Consider the following 22,273-nt stretch of genomic DNA (forward strand, 5'->3'; position numbering starts at 1 on the left):
TATGTGAATTGAATTAATCTGATATTATAAATATATTTCTCATATCAGCAAACACTCCCTAGCCTGACTTCTCAGCGGTGTTGGCCACTGAGGAGAAAGCATGCCAGCGAACGACCGGTCAAAAACCATCACCCAGGGCATCGAGCGCTCGCCCAACCGCGCTATGTACTATGCGCTCGGCTATCGGGACGAAGATTTTTCGCGTCCGATGATCGGCATCGCCAACGGCCATTCCACCATCACGCCGTGCAATGCAGGCCTCCAGCCCTTGGCAGACGCCGCCGTGGAAGCCGTGCGGGAAGCCGGCGGAAATCCGCAGACCTTCGGCGTGCCGACCATCTCCGACGGCATGTCCATGGGCACCGAAGGCATGAAATACTCGCTGGTCTCACGCGAAGTCATCGCCGATTGTGTCGAAACCACCGTTCAGGGCCAGTGGATGGATGGTGTACTTGTCATCGGCGGCTGCGACAAAAACCAGCCCGGCGGCATGATCGGCATTGCCCGCGCCAATGTCCCCGCGATCTACGTCTACGGCGGCACCATCCTTCCCGGCAGGTTAAACGGCCAGGACCTCAATCTCGTTTCCGCCTTCGAAGCCGTCGGCGCGCTCAGGGCCGGTAAAATCAGCCGCGATGAGTTCGACGCCATCGAACGCAACGCCATCCCCGGCACAGGTGCCTGTGGCGGCATGTACACGGCCAACACGATGAGCTCGTCTTTCGAGGCGCTCGGCATGTCCCTGCTCGGCTCTTCCACCATGGCAAATATCCATGAGGAAAAGCGCCAGTCCGCTGCCCGCTCGGCCCACGTCCTGCTCGATGCCGTGCGCGCGGGCAGGAAACCCCGCGACATCATCACCCGCCGTAGCGTGGAAAACGCCATCGCACTCGTGATGGCAACGGGTGGCTCCACAAACGCTGTCCTGCACTATCTCGCCATCTGCCGCGCTGCAGAGGTCGAGTGGACGCTTGACGATTTCGAGCGCATCCGGCGCAAAGTGCCGGTTCTCTGCGATCTCAAACCGTCCGGCCGCTACATGGCCGTCGATCTCCACCGCGCTGGCGGCGTGCCACAGGTTTTGAAGATTCTGCTAGAGGCCGGACTTCTCAACGGCGATTGCATAACGATCACCGGGCAAAGCCTCGAGGAAGAACTGAAGGGCATACCAGCAACTCCGCCACCGGATCAGGATGTCATTCGCCCCATCGAGGCACCGCTCTACGCTGAGGGTCATCTCGCGATTCTGAAAGGCAACCTTGCTGAAGACGGTGCTGTCGCCAAGATCACTGGCCTCAAATCTGCCAGCATCACCGGCCCAGCCCGCGTCTTTGAAGATGAGCAATCGGCCATGGATGCGATCCTGAGCGGCCGGATCCACCCCGGCGATGTCATGGTTTTGCGTTATCTCGGACCGAAAGGTGGCCCCGGCATGCCGGAGATGCTTGCCCCCAGTTCCGCCCTGATCGGGCGCGGGCTCGGCGAGAAGGTGGGGCTTATTACAGATGGCCGCTTTTCCGGCGGCTCCTGGGGCCTTCTCGTCGGCCATATTACCCCCGAAGCCTGTGACGGCGGCACGATTGCCCTTGTCGAGGAAGGCGACACGATCACCATCGACGCCAGCCGCCGCCTGCTTCAACTGAACGTCGACGACGAGGAACTCGCACGTCGGCGTGCCAACTGGCGCCAGCCCGAACCACGCTACCGCAACGGCGTTTTGGCCAAATTCGCAAAACTTGCTGGTCCTGCAAGCACTGGCGCATTGACTGAATAGGCTGGATGCGCCAGACGCTTTCAGTGAATGGGAGACCTGAATCGCAACGAAATTCCACGACGGGAGAGAGACATGAAATTTTCAGCAAGAAACACGGGGCCGTTAGCGGCACTTGTAACCGCGCTTGGCATTTTTGCCGGCGTATCGGCCGCTCAGGCCCAGCAGGAAATCAAGATCGGCTATGCGCTCGCGCCGACCTCGCATTATGGCGTGGCAGCCGAGAAATGGCAGGAAGTGGTCGAGGCGAACACTGACGGGCGCTATTCCTTCCGTCACTTCCCCTCCTCCGGCCTCGGCGGCGAACGCGAGGTGATCGAAGGGCTACAGATCGGCACGATCGAGGCCACGATCGTTTCCTCCGGCACGCTCAGCAACTTCGTGCCCGAGACCGGTGTGTTCGACATCCCTTTCCTGTTCCGTGACCTCACCCACGCACGCAATGTGCTTGATGGCGAGATTGGCCAGAACATCCTCGCAAAGTTTGATGATGTCGGCCTCGTCGCGCTCGCCTGGGGCGAACAGGGCTTCCGCCATATCACCAACAACCGCAACACCATCGGCAAACCCGATGACGTTGCCGGCCTCAAGCTGCGCACGATGGAAAACCCGATCCACATCACCGCGTTCGAAACGCTGGGTGCCGCTCCCACGCCGATGGCATGGCCCGAGGTCATCTCGTCGCTCCAGCAGGGCACGATCGACGGTCAGGAAAACCCGCTTTCCGTTATCACCTCGGCCAAGCTTTCCGAGGTCCAGAAGTATCTGACGCTCTCCGGTCACGTCTATTCGCCGGCCATGCTTCTCGTCTCCCGCCAGCTCTGGGACGGTATGTCGGATGAAGACAGGAAAGCATTCGAGGAAGGGGCGACAGAAGCCGTCAAGGCCATGCGCGCCTATGTCGACAATGTCGAAACCTCCGGCGTCAAGCAGCTCAAGGAAGAGGGCATGGAAATCGGCGAGCTGACCGCCGAGCAGAAAGCCGCCTTCCAGCAGGCCGTCCAGCCCGCTTATGAAAAATACTATGAGCAGTACGACAAGGCGCTGATCGATCAGATCATCGCGACCGAATAAGGTCTATGTGTCTGAAACTCCGGGCAGCAGTCCATGCGGCGGCTGTCCGGAGTTTTGCTTCCTGCCGTTTTTTGAGCAATTGCCGGTTCCCACGCTTGATCATGTTGGTCTAAACAGGATGCGATCAACACGCTGCGGTGCCCCCGGGCATCCAGGTCGGGGAGGATCAGTGAAAACATTTGAGCGATATTTCGTAGCCCTGAACAAATGGGCTCTGGTGCTGCTGCTCGGCGCCATGGCGGTGATCGTGTTCGCCAATGTATCGCTGCGCTATCTCACGAATTTCTCCATCACCTGGTCAGAGGAAGTCGCCCGCTACCTGATGATCTGGATGACCTTCATCGGTGCCGGCCTCGCCCTGCGCACCGGCGGCCATGTCGCCGTTGGCAATTTCCAGGAAATGCTCGGCACAAATGGCCAGCGCGCCTTACGCATCCTGATCCTGTGTCTGCTTCTGGCATTCTTCTCGATCATGATCTGGATGGGCCTGAATTATATGGATCGCGCCCGCTTCCAGCTGACGCCGGCAACGCGCGTTTCCTTCAGCTACATCTATGCCGCCATGCCGATCGGCTTTGGCCTCCTCATCGTGCATCTGCTTCTTGTCGCCCGCTCCTTCGTGATGGAAAACCGGTTTGCTGAAGTGGAAACCGACACGCCATCCGCCGCACTTGCCGAAAGCGGCGACACCCACATTGCAGCCAACCGGGAATAGACGGCCGTGGCGCTGATCCTCTTTGCTTCCTTCTTCGCCCTTCTGATCATCGGCATGCCGGTGGCATTCTCGCTGGCGCTTGCCGTCTGGGCGGCAATCAGCCTGGGCAGCACCTATCCGCAGATCGTCATCGTCAAGGAGATGTTTTCAGGGCTCGACAGTTTCCCGCTCATGGCGGTGCCGTTCTTCATCCTGGCAGCCGAGCTGATGTCGAGCGGTGCCATGACGCAGATTCTCCTGCGCTTTGCATCACAGTTCGTGGGTCATTTCCGCGGCGGGCTGGGCTACGCCAATGTGGTCTCGTCCACCATGTTCGCCGGCATCTCGGGTTCTGCCCTCGCCGACGCCGCCGGACCCGGCGCCATGATGATCCGCATGATGGAGAAGGATGGATACGACAAATCCTATGCCAGCGCGCTGACCGCCTCCGCGTCGGTCGTCGGGCCCATCATCCCGCCATCGATCATCATGATCCTTTACGCAATGCAGGATGAAAATGTCTCCGTGATCGCCCTGTTCATGGCCGGCATCATTCCCGGCATCCTGATCTCGCTCTCCATGGCCGCGACCAACTGGTATGTCTGCCGCAGGCGTGGCTTCAGAAGCAGTTCGCCGCGCCCGTCCCTGCGCGAGATGATGCGCACCAGCTTTCAGGCGCTGCCCGCTATCTTCCTCATCGTGCTCATCATCGGGGGCATCCGCAGCGGGCTGTTCACGCCGACCGAAGCCTCGGTGGTGGCGGTTTTCTATGCGCTCCTGTGCGGCATGTTCATCTACCGCTCGTTGCGGCTCCGCGACCTGCCGGACATTCTCTTTCGTTCAGCGCTGGTCACCGTCGCCATTCTGCTGATCCTCGCTGCCGCGCGCGCGTTCGCCTGGATCATCATTATCGAGGGCATCCCCCAGGCCATTGCTTCATCGATTGTCGCCTGGGAACTGAGCCCGGTTCTGTTCCTGCTCGCGGTCAACCTGCTCCTGCTCGCCTTCGGCCTGTTCATGGATCCGCTGCCCGGTGTCATGATCCTTGTGCCGATCCTTGGCCCCATAGCCTACTCGCTGGGCATCGACCCGATCCATTTCGCCATCGTCGTGATCGTCAACCTCACACTCGGCCTTCTCACCCCGCCGGTGGGTGCATTGCTTTTTGTCGTGTCTTCAGCGGTCAAGATACGCGTCAGCGAGATGATCCGGGAGATGCCGCCCTTCCTGGTCGTGCATCTGGTTGTCCTGCTCGCCCTGACCTTTATCCCGGCGCTATCCACCTGGCTGCCGCGCCTCAGCGGTTACTGAATCCGGAGAGAGGATCAGTCGATCAAAACGTCGGGCTCGAGCTTGCCCGCCGGCGCCCCGAGATCGCTCATGAACACCCCGCCTGCAGAGGCAGCATCCGAACTGTCCGGGTCCACGCCAATAGATGCCGATGTCACCAGGAGCTTGTCCGCCTGCGGCCCGACAAAGGCCGGACAGGTGGTGAGTGCCGCCGGCAGGTCAATCTTGCGAAGCAGCAAGCCACCCGGCGAATAGACCTCCACGCCATTGCCGCCCCATCGCGCCACCCAGAGATTGCCTTCGGCATCGATCACAGCACCGTCGGGCTCTCCGTCGCGCGATGGCGCGGCAAATGGTGACGGCTCACCAACCGGCAGCCCCGTCTGTGGGTCGAGTGAAACCTGCATGATCTGAAGTGTCGGCGTGTCCGTGAAATATCCCACGCTGCCATCGGGCGAAAAACAGATCGCATTGGTAACGGTGATACCGGAATAGAGCCGCCTCACCTCGCCCCTGCGATACCAATAGATCGATCCCGCGCCTTCTTCAGCATTCTTGCCCATCGTGCCGATCCAGAATGCCCCGCTGGGATGCACACGGGAATCGTTGGAACGGGTCTGCAGATTGTCCGCTTCCAGCGGGCGGTGAAGGCTCAGGCTGCCATCCGCGACATTGCGCAGATAAAGGCCGCTCTCCGTCACGAGCAATTGCCGGTTGTCATCGACACGGGCAAGCGCGGAGGAGAGCTCCGGCAATATGTGCCGGCGCGTCACGCCATCAGCGAAGCAGTGCTCGAACAGAGCCTTTTCCAGAATGTCAAACCACCAGACCGTGTCGCTATGTCTATCGTAAGTCGGCCCCTCACCGAGTACACAGCGTTCCCCCTCCAGGCGTGTCCAGACTTCCCGTGCCACCGGCTTCCCTCCCTCATAGTCTCTGACAATGGCTGCCATAGCCCCCTTTGACGCCGGGGTTCAAGAAGCATTCCGATGAGGTGATGACTGATCATTCGATCACATTTTTGCGATCAGGGCACGTTTCACGGCGCGAACCGGTGCCTGCATATTGATATGCCGGGCGCGATAAGCATAAAAATTCAGTTGGGGGCCTGTCCATCAAGGCAAAACATACGGTGAAAAAGCAGACAGACGAAGGAAACAGCAGCACAGTCGCTCTAAGAAACGGTCTCGGGTTGGTCCAGCTCCTGTCAGACGAAGGGCCGATGACCTCCGATGAACTGGCTTTACGGTTTTCGTTGAGACACGACACCACCACCAGGCTTTTGAAAACCCTGGAGCTCCATGGTTTCGTCGAGCCATCCAGATTTGCGGAGCGCTACCAGCCGGGCCGCACGGCCGGCGCGCTCTCAAAGAAATTCTTAAGTGAAACCCCTGTCGCCGGAATTGCGCGTTCTGTTCTTCAGGCGCTGGCGGACCGGCACAACGCCACATCGACCCTTGCTGTGGACGATGCCGGCGAAGCTCTATTTCTCGTCGTCTGCAACGGGTTGAATCGCGAAAGCTCCCCCTGCTGTCACGTTGGCTCGGCCTATCCGCTCGCGCAAACCGCGGCGGGTCACGCCCTTCTGTTCACCAGCCAGACCAGCATGGACAGATCCGTATCCGAACTATCCCCATGTCCCGTCGAGACCGAGGCGCTTCACGAAAGCTTCTGCTTCTTTCGGGCGTCGGGCTGCTTTCGATTGCTGCTTCCAGACAAGAATCTGCTCCTGCTGGCCGCTCCACTGCACCTCAACAATGCCGTTCTGGCACTGGAACTTGTTCTTCCCGCCAACACCCGGGCTGCGCGTGATCCGGCAGGTCCAATGAAGGATCTGCTTGCAGCCGTGGAACTCATTCAGCGCAAATGCGCGGCAATGGGTGTGCGATATCTGGAAGACTCCTGACCGACCACCAAGCCGGGCGGCATCAGTGCCTCCGTGGCGTCACTGCACCGGCAGCGAGTTTTCGCGGCTTGAAGTAACGAGCGCGGAAAGCTTCACGAGTTCACCACCGAGTTCCTTCAGACGCGGCAGGGGCAGCTGCCCTTTTGGGACACCGCAGCCAAGTGACATTGCAGCGGCTTGATCGGATGGCTTGAACGGCACGGCTACACCGTGAACGTCAGGATGCCAGCCCCCGAGGGACAGCGTAAATCCACTGCCTGCAATCTCGACCAGCCCGTGCTCGATCTGCGGCGAAAGCACATTCCACTCTGCTGCATGGTGACACTCCAGGTCCACCAGGCAGCTTTCGCGCCGGGCGGGTTCCAGAGCAGCCAGCAGGGCATGTCCGATCGGAGTGCCGGCCAGAGGAACTCTCGAACCTGCCTCAAGCCGAAGGGTCACGAGCGTGGTACTGCTATGGCAGACTTCCAGATGCAGAGCCTCGACGCCATCCAGAACGGCAAGCGCCGCGTGCACACCAAAACGGTCAGCGATCCTCTGAAGATGAGGGCGTATGACCTCAATCACCTGCGTCTCGCTTCTGGCACCATAGCCAAGCCGAACAACCCCGGGCGCCAGCCGGAAGCGCCGGCGACTGCCGCTATAGTGCAGAAACCCCATCTGGGTCAGCGATTTCGTCAGCCGCGCAACGGTCGCCGCGGGCAGATCGGTGCGGCCGGCAATGTCTGAATTGCTAAGCCAGACAGGAGCGTCGGCAAACACGGAAAGAAGATGCAGCCCCCTCGACAGCGCCTGGGAAACGGAAGCCGCTTTTCGATCTTCTGCGCGCAATGCCTTTACAACCACAATTCCCGCCCTTCATCACACCCGTCGAAAAACGGGGATGAAGAGTAGCAAAAACCCTGCTCGAACGGCAACGCCCAACCGATCTACGTAGTTTCCGGCAGGATTCGGGGTGCGATGAACTTGTCCACAACGGCGGACCACCCGGTTCCGCAAACTGGACCTTCAACCCCGCGCTGCAACACCGTATGAGATGCTGACATTCGAGCGAAAAGGTCTCACAAGGGGGCATCCGTGACCAAGATCGAGAAGTTTCCTCTTGAGGCAATTCTGACCGGCAACATCGCGCCCCTGGGAGAGCGAAACGTCCCCAGTGGCATCGCCAAGAGTTCCGTAGATGGTCCGCTATGGCTGGGCGCAAACGGCTTCGCCGGCGACCATCAGGCCGATACCAGGGTCCACGGCGGCCCGGAAAAGGCTGTCCATCACTACCCGCGCGACCACTACGCCGACTGGAAGCGTGAAATCGGCGACCATCCTTTGCTGGCATCTCCGGGAGCCTTCGGTGAAAACTTGTCCACCCACGGGCTGAACGAGGAAACCGTCGCCCTTGGCGACATCTTCCGGCTGGGCGAAGCCGTCGTCGAAGTATCGCAGGGCCGCCAGCCCTGCTGGAAGCTCAACAGCCGCTTCGACGTCGGCACGATGGCCTACCAGGTCCAGAAAACCGGCCGCACCGGCTGGTATTACCGTGTCCTCCAGGAAGGTATGGTGTCATCCGATGACAAGCTTGAGCGCATCGAGCGGCCTTTGCCGGAATGGCCACTGAAGCGCCTGTGGCAGATCCTCTATGTCAAAACCCTCGACCGCGGGGAACTGGAAGAAATGGCCGCACTTCCGAAACTGCCGGATGGATGGCGGCGCTACGCACAAAGACGCCTCGCCTCCGGCAGGGTCGAAGACTGGAGCCGCCGCCTGGAAGGCGAGAAACAGGATTGAGAAACCCCGCCACTCTGCTCTGCGGGCACACGCGCACAATGCGTCTTCAGTTATACTGGGTAGCCGGTTCGGGAAAAATGAATGGTGCCGCTTGTCAGACTCGAACTGACGACCTCCGCATTACGAATGCGATGCTCTACCAACTGAGCTAAAGCGGCCCTTTTTCGCGCTCCGCCGGACCCGTTTTCGACAGGGCCGCGAAGCACTTCACCGTGCACATACCCGCCCCGGCAGGCTTTCGCAACCAAATTGTCGAGCAACACTGCCAATCGTACCGGAATACCGATCCTCAGCCCCAGGGCGCTCGGCGAGCGGCTGCCTGATAGCCTCATTTGCCTGTGAGATCAAGCATTCCGCGCGAAATTCACGTCTTGTCCGGCTCAGAAGGAGAGCCCGGCGCCGGGATAACATTTCATCTATAAATAGAAAATTATTGAACACAAATAATCTATCATTCAAAATAATTGAAGGAGGAAAAGGCATGTATAAATCAGCAATCATTCTCGCCGCATTCATTTCAACAGGCGTCCCGGCAAGCACGGCGTCAGAAATGATCTTTCACTGCCGCGCGCTCAATACAAGCTTTGAGATTCAGGCCAATTCGCCATGGAGGGCCTACTCTGAAGCCTATGCCATTCTCGTCGGGAAGGGGTGGCCAAATCACCCGCAGACCCTGCGCGCAATAAGCTGCCGGCTTCATCGCGCTTGAATTGTCACAGGGCATGGACACAATGGCTGCATACGCTAAGTTGGCAGCCGACCAGCGCATCTAGGGTCAGGACCCTAGCCACCGAAAATTCCAGTAGGCAGGTATCCCATGACAGACGTGACGATGACGGTGAACGGAAAGACGGTTTCGGGCACCGTCGAAGGCAGGACCCTGCTCGTGCAGTTTCTGCGCGACAGTCTGGGGCTGACCGGGACCCATGTGGGATGCGAGACGTCGCAATGCGGTGCCTGCACGATCCATATGGACGGTCAGTCGGTTAAATCCTGTTCGATGCTCGCCGTGCAGGCCGATGGCGCATCGATCACCACCATTGAGGGGCTGTCCGATGGCGGTGAACTGCACCCCGTCCAGGCCGCCTTCAGGGAGCACCACGGCCTCCAGTGCGGCTTCTGCACACCCGGCATGATCATGGCTGCGACAGACATGATTCGACGTCACCCGGAAGGGCTCGACGAAAAAACCGTGCGCGAGGAACTTGAAGGCAATATCTGCCGCTGCACCGGCTATCACAACATCGTCAAGGCGATCATGGCTGCATCCGAAGCGGTAAACACCGCCTCCAGCAGAGCCGCCTGAGCCGGAGAGATCGATCATGTATGACGTCACTTATCATCGCGCCGGTTCTGTACAGGAAGCACTCGACCTGCTCGAATCAGCAGACGACGGAAAGTTCCTGGCCGGCGGGCAAACGCTGATTCCCGCCATGAAGACCCGGCTTGCCGCTCCGTCCGACCTCGTGGATCTGCGCCATATCGCCGAATTGCAGACAATCTCTGTTGCCGGCAAAACAGTCACCATCGGTGCCGGCACCACCCACGCGAAGGTCGCGGCAAACAGCGAGATCGGAAGCGTATGCCCCGCTCTCTCGCATCTCGCCGCCTTGATCGGCGATCCGCAGGTCCGCCATATGGGCACGATTGGCGGTTCGCTCGCAAACAATGATCCGGCAGCCGACTATCCTGCGGCGATGCTGGCTCTGGCTGCAACCATCGTCACCAGCAAACGCGAGATCGCTGCCCGGGATTTCTTCACCGGCCTGTTCGAAACGGCGCTGGACGAGGACGAGCTGATCACCGCCATTCGCTTTGAAGCGCCGGAGAAGGCTGGGTACGGCAAGTTTCCCAACCCCGCCTCGCGCTACGCCATGACCGGCGTCTTCGTCGTGCAGGATGGCGAAACCGTTCGCGCCGCCGTCACCGGCGCTGGCGATGATGGTGTGTTTCTGTGCTCCGAACTCGAAAGCGCCCTGAGCGCGGATTTCAGTGCGGCGGCGCTCGACGGCATCACCGTGCCCGCCGATAGTCTGATGACGGATATCCACGCAAACGCCGACTACCGTGCGAGCCTCATCGTCGCCATGGCCAGGCGCGCCGTCACCATGGCAATCGGCTGAAGTCGTTTGCCAGCTACTTCGCAAGCGCCTGCTTGAGCCGCTCGACCTCCGCATCGGACCACCCGTCCGGGTCGGTAACGGCCATCCAGGCATCGATGTAGTGTTCCGGCGCATAGAGGTGGCCGTATCCGAGCGGTGCGGTCGTCGCCAGCGCCATGTCGAGCGCCAGTTGCAGGAAGGTCACGATCGGATACCAGCGCAGTTCCGGCGAGACATCCGGCCCGCGTTCACCCACCAGCCATGCCGGTCGCCGGTACCAAGCAAGCGGATCGAAAAACACCACCGGATCGCTGGCATACTGCAGATAGACGATCCGTAGCGGCCCCCACTGGGCACCCGAAATGTCGAGTGCATTCCTCTGGCTGGTAAAGCGCACCACCGAGCCGTCGCCATAGCGCGGTAGCCAGGCTGGCGTTCCGGGATTACGCTCAGCTGTAAACCGGCTCCAGAGCCGGCTGTTGAAGGGAGGGCCAGCCCAAAGCGCACCCTGGAACGGATCGCCCAGAATGTTCAGAAGATCGGTCGACTGCTCTGAGCTGAGCGTCCCGAGACTGAGCCCATAGAGATAGAGTTCCGGCCGCGCCTCCACCGGCAGCGTTGTCCAGTGGCCGTAGACCTCGCGGAAGAGCTCATGCGCTGCCTCCGCGCCATAGCTCGGCTCGATCAGCAATGACAACCAGCTGGTCAGATAGGAGTATTGCTGCGCGACCATCACCGTGTCGCCGCCATGCAGATATTCCAGCGTCACGCTGGCCTCCGGATCCACCCACCCCGTTCCGGTGGGGGCCACAACGACCATCACCCTCCTGTCAAACGCACCGATACGCTTGAGTTCCTCAAGTGCCAGTCTGGCCCGCGCGTCGGCGGTGTCGGCGGATCGCAGCCCCACATAGACCCGCATGGGCTCCTTCGCCGCACGCCCGGTAAACGCCGCGATCTCCTCGCTGCCCGGTCCTTCCGAGACGAAACTGCGCCCCGTGCGCCCAAGTGTCTCCCACGAAATGAGCGACCCGGCGCTTCCAGTTTTCAGGGCACCGCTCGGCCGTTCGATACCGTCTTCAAACAGCGCATCCAGTTCCGCATAGGCTGAATCTGCAACCCGCAGTGCAAAGCGCAGCAGAACACGATCCACCAGCGAGGCCACGATCAGCCCCACCAGCACAACGCCAAGCACGTAAGCGACCCGACGCGGCACGAAGTTCTTGAGCCGGTCGGAAACCAGCACGTAGAGGCGTTTCAGGCCCCGCCCGAGTGCAACGAGCAGAAGAAACAGAATGAGTGCAATACCGCCAACCTTGCTGGGATGGGCCGTATCCACCGGCTCTAGCTCCATCAGCGCGCGGATGGAGTTCTGCCATTCGGCTGCCTTCCAGAGGAAAAAGATTGCCACGGCCGCACATGCGGCCGCCATGCCGAGCTTGCCGTAATATCGCGGCCCGTGCGGAGGCTCCGGCAATTCCAGGTAGCGCCACAGCCACACAAGCAGCACGCCGAGCCCATAGCCAACGGCAAGCGAGACGCCCGAGAGCACGCCCTGAACGAAAAAAGCGCGCGGCAAGAGCGACGGTGTCAGCGAGGCGGCGAAGAACAGTGTTCCCAGGCACAGACCGACCACGGAAAACGTCTGCCAGAGGCGTGCCTCGTCCCTTGTCGCTGTCTCGGTCATATCAACCTCGCCCTCGCTGCCATCTGCCCCGTGCCATTGTCACCGGGCAGAGTGGTATGTCAGCTTGAGAAGGGCAAGGTTGTTGAAGTCTGCTTGCGGCATTGTCCACGAACCGGAAAATGCCGCTTCCGCATCAATCCAGCGCGTCGACGAGACGGCCAGCACCCTGGCGGAACGGATCGGCCGTCGGCAGGCCCATACGGGCCTCGATCTCTTCGAGGCAGGCTTTCGCCTCCGCATCGTTGAGCGCCGCGGTATTTACGGAGACACCAACCACCCTGACGTCCGGATTGACCACACGGGCCGTCTCCAGCGCCAGGTCGCGCAGCGCCTCCAGCGTGGGCAGCTGATAGTGCGGCAGGCCCCGCATATGCGTCCGGGTCGGCTCATGGCAAAGCACCAGCGCATCGGCCTGCCCGCCGTGGATCAGCGCCATCGTGACACCGGAGAAGGATGGATGGAAAAGGCTGCCCTGCCCCTCGATCAGATCCCAGTGGTCTGCATCGTTGTCGGGGGTGATGTGCTCAATGGAACCAGCCATGAAATCGGCCACGACGGCATCGAGCGGAACGCCCGAGCCGGTGATGAGAATACCCGTCTGGCCGGTCGCGCGGAACGTGGCCTTCATGCCGCGCTCGCGCATTTCCCGTTCCATGGCAAGCGCGGTGTACATCTTGCCGACGGAGCAGTCTGTTCCGACCGCCAGACAGCGTTTGCCGGTCCGCCTTTTGCCATCGGCGATGGGGTATTCTTCCTGGGGTACACGAACATCGAAAAGCTGCGTGCCCGCATTTTCTGCGGCTGCCACCAGGGCAGGCTGAGCGGTCAGGCGGTTGTGCAGACCGGAGGCGATATCCATGCCGGCCTCGGCTGCTTCCACAAGCGTCGCCACCCAGCTTTGCGCGATCACGCCGCCACGGTTCGCAGCGCCCACGACGAGGGTTTGTGCGCCAGCTTCCTTCGCCTCGGCGATGGTCATGTCCTTGAGGCCGAGATCAGCCTTGCAGCCATCAAGGCGCAGCTGGCCCACACAGAACTCCGGTCGCCAGTCCTTGATCCCTTGGGCAACCTTTGCAGTCAGGGCGTCAGGGGCATCACCAAGAAACAGGAGATAGGGCGTCTTAAGCATGAGCGGGCGCTCCCTTAGAATTGTTTTACCGGCTCATCAATGATCCAGGCACCCCTTGTCAAGCTGCGGTGGTCCAGACAGGGTGTTCTGGATCAACACTTGGGCGGTGGCTGAGCCAGCGTTCGCCGACCAGATCCTAAAAAATGGTTCCCGGTAGCCATGTGGAAATCGACGGAAGCAGCCAGATCACGCCCATCCCGACGATCTGCAGAATGATGAATGGAATGACGCCCCGATAAATCTGTCCCGTCGTTATTTCCTTTGGCGCTGCCGCCCGCAGGTAGAACAGCGAGAACCCGAAAGGCGGCGTCAGGAACGATGTCTGCAGGTTGATCGCGATCAGGATCGAGAGCCAGAGCGGATCGTGTCCCATCAGGATTAGAATGGGCGCGACCAGCGGAAGCACGATCACTGAGATTTCCACGAAATCGAGGAAAAAACCCAGAACGAAGATCATAGCCATCACGAATATCAGCGCGCCCTGCGGGCCACCCGGCATCGAATGAAGAATCTCCTCCACCCGCGCATCGCCGCCCAGCCCGCGAAACACGAGCGAGAAAACGCTAGCTGTCAAAATGGTGGCGAAGATCATCGCCGTCACGGTCATGGTATTGGTGACGATCGGCGTCAGTATGCCGCGATGACGCGCCTTGCCGATGGAAATGAAGATGGCGACAACGCCAAGCGCCAGAAGCCCGGTCGTCAAGGCGGCAATCAGCCATTCGAAGAGCCCGGCATCGCTGCGCTGTAGCCGCACCGGGAAAAGGCCGGCCAGAACCGCGACGGCGCCCAGCGCCGCCGCTCCCAGAACGATCAGACGCCCGTTTCCTTCGCTGCGAACGCCGGCGAGAAGCAATGCACCAATGGCCCCCACGCTCGCCGCCTCGCTCGGCGTTGCAATGCCTCCGAGAATGGAGCCCAGCACCGCGACGATCAGCAGAACCGGCGGCAGCACCGCGCGTTGCACCTCCTGCCAACTCGGCCGGTCGCCCGCTTCCACCAGTGCCGGCGCGGTTTCCGGTTTCAGCGCCGCGCGCGTCATCAGATAGGCGATGTAGACCGCCACCAGCGTCAGGCCCGGCAGAAGCGCGGCCGCAAACACCTGGCCGACCGAGATCGTCTCGATGGTGAACTTGCCCTGTTCATACTGCGCCTGCTGATAGGCGGTCGACATCACGTCCGAAAGAATGATGAGCAGGGTCGAGGGTGGGATGATCTGTCCGAGCGTGCCGGATGTACACACGACACCGGAAGCAAGTTTAGGATCATAGCCGTTGCGCACCATGGTCGGCAGCGCGATCAGCCCCATCGCCACCACGGTCGCGCCCACAATGCCGGTCGAGGCCGCCAGAAGCGCGCCCACCAGCACGACGGAAACCCCAAGGCCACCACGCAAGCCGCCGAAAAGCCGCCCCATGGTTTCAAGCAGTTCTTCCGCGATGCGGCTTTTTTCCAGCACCACGCCCATGAAGACGAAAAGCGGAATGGCGATCAGCACATCATTGGTCAGCGTTCCGAAAACCCGCTGCCCCAGCGCGCCCAGAAGCCCCACATCGAACTGGCCGGTCATCCAGCCGAGAAAGGCGAAGAGCGCCGCCGTGCCCGCCAGCATGAAGGAGACGGGATAGCCGATCAGGATTGCGACGATAAGCGCCGCAAACATCAGAATATCGAGCGGTAGGGTCATGCGGCGGCGTTTTCTTCACGAAGGCGCGCAAGATCGCGCAGGATGCAGGCAAGCCCCTGAATGATGAGCAGCCCGCAAAAGGCCGGGATCAGCGACTTGAGCAGGAAGGAGGCGGGAATGCCGCCAACGGAGATAGCCCCTTCCATGATCGCCCAGGAATTGCGCACGGAAGGCCAGGAAAACCACGCGATCATGAACATGGACGGCAGGAGAAAGCACAGCGCCCCAAAAACATCGATGCGCGCTTTTCCGCGCGGGCCGCACAGCCCATAGAAAATGTCCACGCGCACATGCCCGTCCACCAGCAGCGTATAGCCGCCCGCCAGCATGAACAATGTGGCATGCAGATAAAGCACGGTCTCGTTCATGAAGATGAAGCTGATGCCATAGACATAGCGCAGCACCACCGTGCCGAACTGCACCAGCACCATGGCGAGCGCCAGCCAGCGCACCGCCGCCCCCACGGACCGGTTGATCCGGTCGAGTTTGTCCGCAAGCTCAAGCATGCCGGGATTCCCCAAAATGAAAGAGGCCGGGCGCATGCGCCCGGCCCGGTCGTTCTGTCAGCCGCCGTACTTGTAGTCCAGCGCGCGGGCATTCATTTGCCCGTTATCCGCATAAACCATGTATTCGGCGATGCCCGCACGATATTCGAGGAAGCTCTCGACAATGCGCTTAACCAGCTCGTCATCGTCTTCGCGCAACTCCGCGATCACTTCGCCAGCGGCGTTGCCCATGGCGACGATCACGTCTTCGGGCAGCTTTTTCACCTGCACGCCCTGCTCGGCCACAAGCTGTTTCAGCGCCGCCGCGTGCTTGGTCGTATACTCCGTCCAGACCGGATTGTAGAGCGATTCACACGCATAGGCGACGGCCTGTTGCAGGTCTTCCGGCAGCGCGTCATAGGCCGCCTTGTTCACCGCGCATTCTTCCGCCGAAGACGGCTCGCCGACACCCGGCCAGTAGTAGTTCTTGGCAACCTGATAGAAACCGAGTGCGGAATCCGTCCACGGACCGATGAACTCGCCGGCGTCGATCGTGCCGGACTGCAGGCCCTGGAACATGTCGCCGCCGCCCATGGCCTGAACAGCCATGCCGAGCTTCGCGCACATTTCAGAGGCAAGACCCGTGGTGCGGAACCGCAGCCCCTTCAGGTCGTCAGCAGAGTTGATCTCGTTGCGGAACCAGCCCTGCCACTGCGGACCGGAATTGCCGCAAAGGAACGGCTTCAGCCCGAAACGGCCATACATTTCGTCGTAAAGCGCCTGTCCGCCGCCATGCACGAGCCAGCCCAGCTGCTCGTCAGCGCGCAGACCGAAAGGCTGCGAACCGAACAGAAGAATGCCGCGCGACTTGGAGCCCCAATAGGAGGGAACCGCGTGATAAAGCTCCGCCGTGCCCTCCGACACCGCGTCGAACACGCCATTGCCCGGCACAAGCTCGCCGGCGGCATAGAGCTTCACTTCCAGCCGGCCACCGGACAGAGCCGTGATTCGGTCGGCCAGCATCTGCGCCGCCACGCCCGGTCCGGGCAGGTTCTTCGGCCAGGCCGTGACCATTTTCCAGGTGATCTTGTCCTGTGCGATGGCCGGAGCCGCTAAGCCCGTCGCCACACCGGCAACACCTGCCGTTTTCAGAAATTGACGCCTTTTCATGGAAAACCCCTCTGAATTGTTGAGCTATTAATTTCCAAGAATTCCCGGCAGCCGCAAGCCCTTTTCCTGCGCCCAGTCGCGCGCGATGTCATAGCCCGCATCGGCGTGACGCATCACGCCGGTCGCCGGATCGTTCCACAGCACGCGCTCAAGGCGCCGCGCCGCGTCTTCCGTGCCATCGGCACAGATTACCATGCCCGAATGCTGCGAGAAGCCCATGCCCACGCCGCCGCCATGGTGCAGCGAAACCCAGGTCGCCCCCGAAGCGCAGTTCAAAAGCGCGTTAAGCAGCGGCCAGTCGGAAACCGCATCCGAACCGTCCTTCATGGCCTCCGTCTCGCGATTGGGCGAAGCCACCGAGCCCGAATCCAGATGATCCCGTCCGATCACAACCGGCGCTTTCAGTTCACCCTTCGCGACCATCTCGTTGAAGGCGAGGCCAAGCCGGTGCCTGTCGCCGAGACCGACCCAGCAGATACGCGCCGGCAGACCCTGAAACGCGATGCGGTCGCGCGCCATGTCGAGCCAGCGATGCAGATGCTCATTGTCGGGCAAAAGCTCCTTCACCTTCTCGTCCGTGCGGTAAATATCCTCCGGATCGCCCGAAAGCGCCGCCCAGCGGAAAGGCCCCACACCGCGGCAGAACAGTGGGCGGATATAGGCCGGCACGAAACCGGGGAAGGCAAAGGCGTTCTCAAGCCCCTCTTCCAGCGCCACCTGGCGAATGTTGTTGCCATAGTCGAGCGTCGGAATGCCCGCATTCCAGAAGGCGACCATCGCCTCCACATGCTCGCGCATCGAGGCGCGCGCCGCTTTCTCCACCCCCTTCGGATCGCTTTCGCGCTTCTCGCGCCACTCGGCCACGGTCCAGCCCTTCGGCAGATAGCCATTCACCGGATCGTGCGCAGAAGTCTGGTCCGTCACCATGTCCGGCTTCACGCCGCGCCGCACCAGTTCCGGCACGATCTCCGCCGCATTGCCCACAAGGCCGACAGATTTCGCCTCGCCGGCCTTGGTCCAGCGGTCGATCATCTCCAGCGCCTCATCCAGTGTGGTCGCCTTCTCGTCCACATAGCGGGTGCGGATGCGGAAATCGATGCGTGTCTCATCGCACTCGATGGCGAGACAGCACGCGCCCGCCATCACGGCTGCCAGCGGCTGCGCGCCACCCATGCCGCCAAGCCCCGCGGTCAGGATCCACTTGCCTTTGAGATCGCCGCCATAATGCTGCCGGCCAGCCTCCACGAAGGTCTCGTACGTGCCCTGCACGATGCCCTGCGAACCGATATAGATCCACGAGCCGGCCGTCATCTGGCCGTACATCATCAGGCCCTTCTTATCGAGCTCGTTGAAGTGGTCCCAGTTGGCCCAGTGCGGCACGAGGTTGGAATTGGCGATCAGAACGCGCGGCGCATCCTTGTGGGTGCGGAACACGCCCACCGGCTTGCCCGACTGAACGAGCAGCGTCTCGTCTTCCTCAAGTGTCTTCAGCGTCGCGGCAATGCGGTCGAAATCGTCCCACGTCCGCGCGGCCCGGCCGATGCCGCCATAGACGACCAGCTCGTTCGGATTTTCCGCAACGTCCGGATCGAGATTGTTCATCAGCATCCTGAGCGGCGCTTCGGTCATCCAGCCCTTGGCGTTGAGCTCGCTCCCGCGCGGCGCCCTCACCTCGCGAATGTTGTGACGCGGATTGGTCATGTTCATTTCCCTTTCAAGGATGGCGCGATCTCTGCAAGACGCGTCAGAATGGTTTTGAGATGCGGCCGCAGACGCGCCGCCCTGTCTTCGTCATAGTCGAACGGCACGGCCTCGCACGTCAGATGCGTGATCTGCGCCAGTTCCATCTGAATCGCATGTTCACCGCGCTCCGATCTGCCGTAGTGCCGTGTGGTCCAGCCACCGACGAAACGGCCATTCAGCACGCTCGTGTAGCCGTCCGCCGCAGCACAAATCTCCGCCGTCGCCCGCTCGATTTCCGCCGCGCAGGTCTCACCGTGATTGGTGCCGATGTTGAAATCCGGAAGCTGCCCCTCGAACAGAAACGGGCAATGCGAGCGTATGGAATGGCAATCATAGAGGATCGCCACCCCGTGCAGCGCCTTCACCCGCGCGATCTCGGCCTCGAGCGCGGCATGATAGGGCGCATGAAACGCTTCAAGCCGCTTGGCAACATCCTCAGCCGTCGGCTCTTCCCCCTCGCGCCAGATCGGCCGATTGTCGAAATCCGTCAGCGGCACGAGGCTGGTGGTGTTCTGCCCCGGATAAAGGCTTTCGCCGGAAGGATCGCGGTTGGCATCGATCACATAGCGGTGAAACGTCGCCCGCACCGTGGTCGCGCCATCGAGCAGGCCGTCATAGAGCCGATGCACATGCCAGTCCGTATCGGTCAAAAGCCGGCCCTGATCGTTCAGCCGCGCCTTGATCGCATCCGGCACGAACGTGCCCGTATGCGGTAATCCAAGAATGACGGGCGAGGAGCCCTGGTGCACATCAACGGGGTTCATTCGCAAATCTCCAGCGTCGGCGTCAGCGTCCGCCCCTCACCCTTACCCTCTCCCCGCAAGCGGGGAGAGGGGGGCGTCAACATCGCGGCCCTCGTGCTTCTCCCCGCGAGCGGGGAGAAGGTGCCGACAGGCGGATGAGGAGCGGGCGCCATCGCAGTAGAATCCATCTCCACCATCAAGGCTCACTCCTCAACTCAGGCAGAATGTTCTCGGGAATGCTGGCGTTCAGGTCGCCAGAGCGCACCAGTTCGATGGCATTTTCCAGATCGGGCGCCAGATAACGGTCCTCCTCCAGATCCGGCACCGCACGCCGGATCGCCGCATGCGCCCTGGAAAGCGCGGCGCTCGTCTTCAAGGGGCTTCGAAAATCCACGCCCTGCGCCGCCGTAACCGCCTCGATGCCGATAATGCCGAAGAGATTTTCCGTCATCGGAACAAGCCGCCGCGCGCCATGGCAGGCCATGGACACATGATCCTCCTGATTGGCGGAAGTCGGCGTCGAATCCACGGAAGCGGGATGCGACATCTGCTTGTTTTCGCTCATCAGCGCCGCCGAAGTCACTTCGGCGATCATCAGTCCCGAGTTCAGCCCCGGCTTTTTCGCCAGAAACGCCGGCAGGCCGAACGAAAGCGCCGGATCGACCAGAAGCGCTATGCGTCGCTGCGCAATCGCGCCGATCTCGCAGATGGCAAGCGCGATCTGGTCGGCGGCAAGCGCCACCGGCTCGGCGTGGAAATTGCCGCCCGAAACCACGGTCCCATCCGACAGCACCAAAGGATTGTCGGTCACCGCGTTGGCCTCGATTGTCAGCGTGCGCGCCGCCTGGCGCAGCAAGTCGAGACACGCGCCATCCACCTGCGGCTGGCAGCGGATGCAATAGGGGTCCTGCACTCGCTCATCGCCTTCCAGATGGCTCTCTCGGATTTGCGATCCCTCAAGCAGCGACCAGAGCGCCGCAGCCGTGTCGATCTGCCCCTGATGTCCGCGCAGCGTATGAATTTCAGGATGAAATGGCGCGGAGGACCCCATCGCCGCATCGGTCGAAAGCGCTCCGGTTATAAGTGCGGAGCGCGCCGCGCGATGCGCCCGGAACAACCCGGTCAGCGCTAGCGCGGTCGAAACCTGCGTGCCGTTGATAAGCGCCAGCCCTTCCTTGGCTTTCAGCACGACTGGCGTTAGCCCCGCCCTGCGTAGCGCTTCGCCGCTGGAAAGCCGCTCACCGTCGAAGAAGGCCTCCCCCTCGCCCATCATGGCCGCCGCCATATGCGCAAGCGGCGCAAGATCGCCGGACGCGCCGACCGAGCCCTTTTCGGGGATCACCGGCAGGACACCCCGCGCCAGCATCTCCTCGATCAGCGTAACCACTTCCATGCGCACGCCGGAAGCGCCCCGCCCCAGCGAGAGCAGTTTCAGCGACATGATAAGCCGCACGATGGCCTCATCCAGCGGCGCGCCGACGCCGCAGCAATGCGAGAGGATGAGATTGCGTTGCAGCGTCTCCACATCCTGTGGCGGGATGCTTACACTGGCGAGCTTTCCAAAGCCGGTGTTCACGCCATAGACCGCTTCATTGCCGCGTGCGATCTGATCGATGCGTGCAGCCGCCGCCTCGATGCCCGCATGACAGGCCGGATCGACGCGCACCGCAACGCCGTCGCGCCAGATGCGCTCCAGATCCTGAACGGCGACCGCACCGGGGGTCAGAACAAGCGTCATGCGAAATCTCCTGCAATAAGGCGATGCAGCGGGTTGAAGCCGATGCGATAGGCAAGCTCGGCGGGATGCTCCACATCCCAGATGGCAATCTCGGCGCGCTTGCCGGCTTCTATGGTGCCGATCTCGTCGGCGAGCCCTAGCGCGCGCGCGCCTTCGCGCGTTGCCCCGGCCAGCGCCTCTTCCGGCGTCATGCGGAAGAGCGCGCAGGCCATGTTCACGGTCAGAAGGAGCGAGGCAAGCGGCGATGAACCCGGATTGCAGTCGGTCGCAATCGCAATGCGCACGCCATGTTTGCGCAGCTCCGCAAGCGGCGGATGCTGCGTCTCGCGCAGCGTGTAGAACGCACCCGGCAGGAGAACAGCCACCGTCCCGGAAGCAGCCATCGCTGCAACGCCTTCCTCGTCCAGATATTCGAGATGGTCCGCCGAAAGCGCGCCATAGGAGGCCGCCATTTTCGCGCCACCCAGATCGGAAAGCTGCTCTGCATGCAGCTTCACCGGCAGGCCGAGTTCGTGCGCGCTGTCGAACACGCGCGCGATCTGCGCCGGCGAGAAGGCAATGCCTTCGCAGAACCCGTCAACCGCATCAACCAGCCCCTCGGCATGAGCAGCGTCCATGCCCGGAAGCACCACCTCGTCGATATAGGCGTCTTCACGTCCGCGATACTCCACCGGCACCGCATGCGCCGCAAGATAGCTCGTCTTGATCCGCACCGGCCGCAGCGATGCCAGACGCCGCGCGGCGCGCAGCATCTTCAGCTCATCGTCAATGGTCAGCCCATAGCCGGATTTGACCTCCACCGTCGCCACACCCTCGGCAAGAAGCGCATCGAGGCGCTTCAGTGCGTCCTCGACCAGCGCATCTTCGTTCATGCCGCGCGTTGCCGAAACGGTCGAAACGATGCCCCCGCCCGCACGCGCCACCTCCTCATAGCTCGCGCCCTCAAGGCGCATCTCGAATTCCTTGGCGCGATTGCCGCCAAACACCAGATGCGTGTGGCAATCGACCAGCGCCGGCGTCGCGAGCCGACCGCCAAAGTCGGTTCGTTCCCAGTCGGCAAACGTGTCCGGAATGGCGCTCAGCATGCCCGACCAGACGATTTCGCCGTTCTCAATGGCGATGCCGGCCTCCTCGACCAGCCCATAGGGCACAGCGCCCTCACACATGCTTGCCAACCGGATACCGCTGATGACACTCTGCTTCATGACAGGAAGTTTCCTCCGCCCCCCTGCGGGACATATTTGCAGGGCATATTGCCTAGCCGCGCTTTTT

19 protein-coding genes and 1 tRNA gene are annotated in these 22,273 nt (G+C 61.5%); 8 read left to right on the forward strand and 12 right to left on the reverse strand.

Going from position 1 to position 22,273, the window contains the following annotated elements; all coding sequences use genetic code 11:
* Positions 1 to 100 precede the first annotated feature (100 nt).
* From ilvD to BLW55_RS08890, 4 genes are all read left to right on the forward strand, one after another.
* Complete coding sequence (gene ilvD, locus BLW55_RS08875) at positions 101 to 1,774, forward strand: dihydroxy-acid dehydratase (RefSeq protein WP_090328376.1); 1,674 nt, start codon at positions 101 to 103, stop codon at positions 1,772 to 1,774.
* A gap of 72 nt (positions 1,775 to 1,846) precedes the next feature.
* Positions 1,847 to 2,845: a TRAP transporter substrate-binding protein gene (locus tag BLW55_RS08880; RefSeq protein WP_090328378.1), complete on the forward strand. Its 999-nt coding sequence runs from the start codon at positions 1,847 to 1,849 to the stop codon at positions 2,843 to 2,845.
* Positions 2,846 to 3,014: 169 nt separating this feature from the next.
* Positions 3,015 to 3,560 (forward strand): TRAP transporter small permease, encoded by a 546-nt coding sequence (locus BLW55_RS08885; RefSeq protein ID WP_090328381.1) that lies wholly within the window; start codon positions 3,015 to 3,017, stop codon positions 3,558 to 3,560.
* 6 nt (positions 3,561 to 3,566) lie between these two features.
* A complete protein-coding gene (locus BLW55_RS08890) occupies positions 3,567 to 4,850 on the forward strand; it encodes a TRAP transporter large permease (RefSeq protein WP_090328384.1) in 1,284 nt (427 codons plus the stop codon).
* Between the two features lie 14 nt (positions 4,851 to 4,864).
* On the opposite strand, the gene BLW55_RS08895 is transcribed toward BLW55_RS08890, so the two are convergent.
* On the reverse strand, positions 4,865 to 5,782 hold the full coding sequence (locus BLW55_RS08895; protein ID WP_090328386.1) for an SMP-30/gluconolactonase/LRE family protein: 918 nt from the start codon (positions 5,780 to 5,782) through the stop codon (positions 4,865 to 4,867).
* 179 nt (positions 5,783 to 5,961) lie between these two features.
* On the opposite strand from BLW55_RS08895, the gene BLW55_RS08900 reads away from it, so the two are divergent.
* Complete coding sequence (locus BLW55_RS08900) at positions 5,962 to 6,735, forward strand: MarR family transcriptional regulator (RefSeq protein WP_143038427.1); 774 nt, start codon at positions 5,962 to 5,964, stop codon at positions 6,733 to 6,735.
* A gap of 39 nt (positions 6,736 to 6,774) precedes the next feature.
* On the opposite strand, the gene BLW55_RS08905 is transcribed toward BLW55_RS08900, so the two are convergent.
* Positions 6,775 to 7,581 (reverse strand): IclR family transcriptional regulator, encoded by an 807-nt coding sequence (locus BLW55_RS08905; RefSeq protein WP_090328392.1) that lies wholly within the window; start codon positions 7,579 to 7,581, stop codon positions 6,775 to 6,777.
* 231 nt (positions 7,582 to 7,812) lie between these two features.
* Here BLW55_RS08905 and BLW55_RS08910 point away from each other — a divergent pair, with 231 nt between their 5' ends.
* Positions 7,813 to 8,517, forward strand: coding sequence for an MOSC domain-containing protein (locus BLW55_RS08910; RefSeq protein WP_090328394.1), 705 nt, complete (start codon positions 7,813 to 7,815; stop codon positions 8,515 to 8,517).
* Positions 8,518 to 8,599: 82 nt separating this feature from the next.
* On the opposite strand, the gene BLW55_RS08915 is transcribed toward BLW55_RS08910, so the two are convergent.
* Positions 8,600 to 8,675: transfer RNA gene (locus tag BLW55_RS08915), tRNA-Thr, on the reverse strand.
* 659 nt (positions 8,676 to 9,334) lie between these two features.
* On the opposite strand from BLW55_RS08915, the gene BLW55_RS08925 reads away from it, so the two are divergent.
* Together BLW55_RS08925 and BLW55_RS08930 are read left to right on the forward strand one after the other, a co-directional pair.
* Positions 9,335 to 9,823, forward strand: coding sequence for a (2Fe-2S)-binding protein (locus BLW55_RS08925; RefSeq protein ID WP_007007052.1), 489 nt, complete (start codon positions 9,335 to 9,337; stop codon positions 9,821 to 9,823).
* Between the two features lie 16 nt (positions 9,824 to 9,839).
* On the forward strand, positions 9,840 to 10,640 hold the full coding sequence (locus BLW55_RS08930) for an FAD binding domain-containing protein (protein WP_090328397.1): 801 nt from the start codon (positions 9,840 to 9,842) through the stop codon (positions 10,638 to 10,640).
* Between the two features lie 13 nt (positions 10,641 to 10,653).
* On the opposite strand, the gene BLW55_RS08935 is transcribed toward BLW55_RS08930, so the two are convergent.
* The 9 genes from BLW55_RS08935 to hutI form a co-directional block, all read right to left on the reverse strand.
* Positions 10,654 to 12,306: an alpha/beta hydrolase gene (locus BLW55_RS08935; RefSeq protein ID WP_090328399.1), complete on the reverse strand. Its 1,653-nt coding sequence runs from the start codon at positions 12,304 to 12,306 to the stop codon at positions 10,654 to 10,656.
* Positions 12,307 to 12,439: 133 nt separating this feature from the next.
* Positions 12,440 to 13,435 carry an N-acetyltransferase DgcN gene (dgcN, locus tag BLW55_RS08940; RefSeq protein WP_090328403.1) on the reverse strand — a complete coding sequence of 332 codons (996 nt, stop codon included), beginning with the start codon at positions 13,433 to 13,435 and terminating at the stop codon, positions 12,440 to 12,442.
* 136 nt (positions 13,436 to 13,571) lie between these two features.
* Entirely contained in the window at positions 13,572 to 15,122 is a 1,551-nt protein-coding gene (locus tag BLW55_RS08945; RefSeq protein ID WP_025029160.1) for a TRAP transporter large permease, read from the reverse strand.
* A complete protein-coding gene (locus tag BLW55_RS08950; RefSeq protein ID WP_090329932.1) occupies positions 15,119 to 15,628 on the reverse strand; it encodes a TRAP transporter small permease subunit in 510 nt (169 codons plus the stop codon). The genes BLW55_RS08945 and BLW55_RS08950 overlap by 4 nt, the downstream gene beginning before the upstream one ends.
* Before the next feature lie 57 nt (positions 15,629 to 15,685).
* On the reverse strand, positions 15,686 to 16,777 hold the full coding sequence (locus BLW55_RS08955; RefSeq protein ID WP_090328405.1) for a TRAP transporter substrate-binding protein: 1,092 nt from the start codon (positions 16,775 to 16,777) through the stop codon (positions 15,686 to 15,688).
* Between the two features lie 27 nt (positions 16,778 to 16,804).
* Positions 16,805 to 18,478: a urocanate hydratase gene (hutU, locus tag BLW55_RS08960; RefSeq protein WP_090329933.1), complete on the reverse strand. Its 1,674-nt coding sequence runs from the start codon at positions 18,476 to 18,478 to the stop codon at positions 16,805 to 16,807.
* Between the two features lie 2 nt (positions 18,479 to 18,480).
* The gene (gene hutG / locus BLW55_RS08965) at positions 18,481 to 19,284 is read right to left on the reverse strand and encodes an N-formylglutamate deformylase (RefSeq protein ID WP_090328408.1); all 804 of its coding nucleotides are present in this window, start codon (positions 19,282 to 19,284) and stop codon (positions 18,481 to 18,483) included.
* A 175-nt stretch (positions 19,285 to 19,459) separates the two neighbouring features.
* On the reverse strand, positions 19,460 to 21,001 hold the full coding sequence (gene hutH, locus BLW55_RS08975) for a histidine ammonia-lyase (RefSeq protein WP_090328413.1): 1,542 nt from the start codon (positions 20,999 to 21,001) through the stop codon (positions 19,460 to 19,462).
* Positions 20,998 to 22,206, reverse strand: coding sequence for an imidazolonepropionase (gene hutI, locus BLW55_RS08980; protein WP_090328416.1), 1,209 nt, complete (start codon positions 22,204 to 22,206; stop codon positions 20,998 to 21,000). The genes hutH and hutI overlap by 4 nt, the downstream gene beginning before the upstream one ends.
* Between the last annotated feature and the right edge of the window lie 67 nt (positions 22,207 to 22,273).

Source organism: Nitratireductor aquibiodomus (assembly GCF_900105565.1).
Classification (GTDB): domain Bacteria; phylum Pseudomonadota; class Alphaproteobacteria; order Rhizobiales; family Rhizobiaceae; genus Nitratireductor; species Nitratireductor aquibiodomus.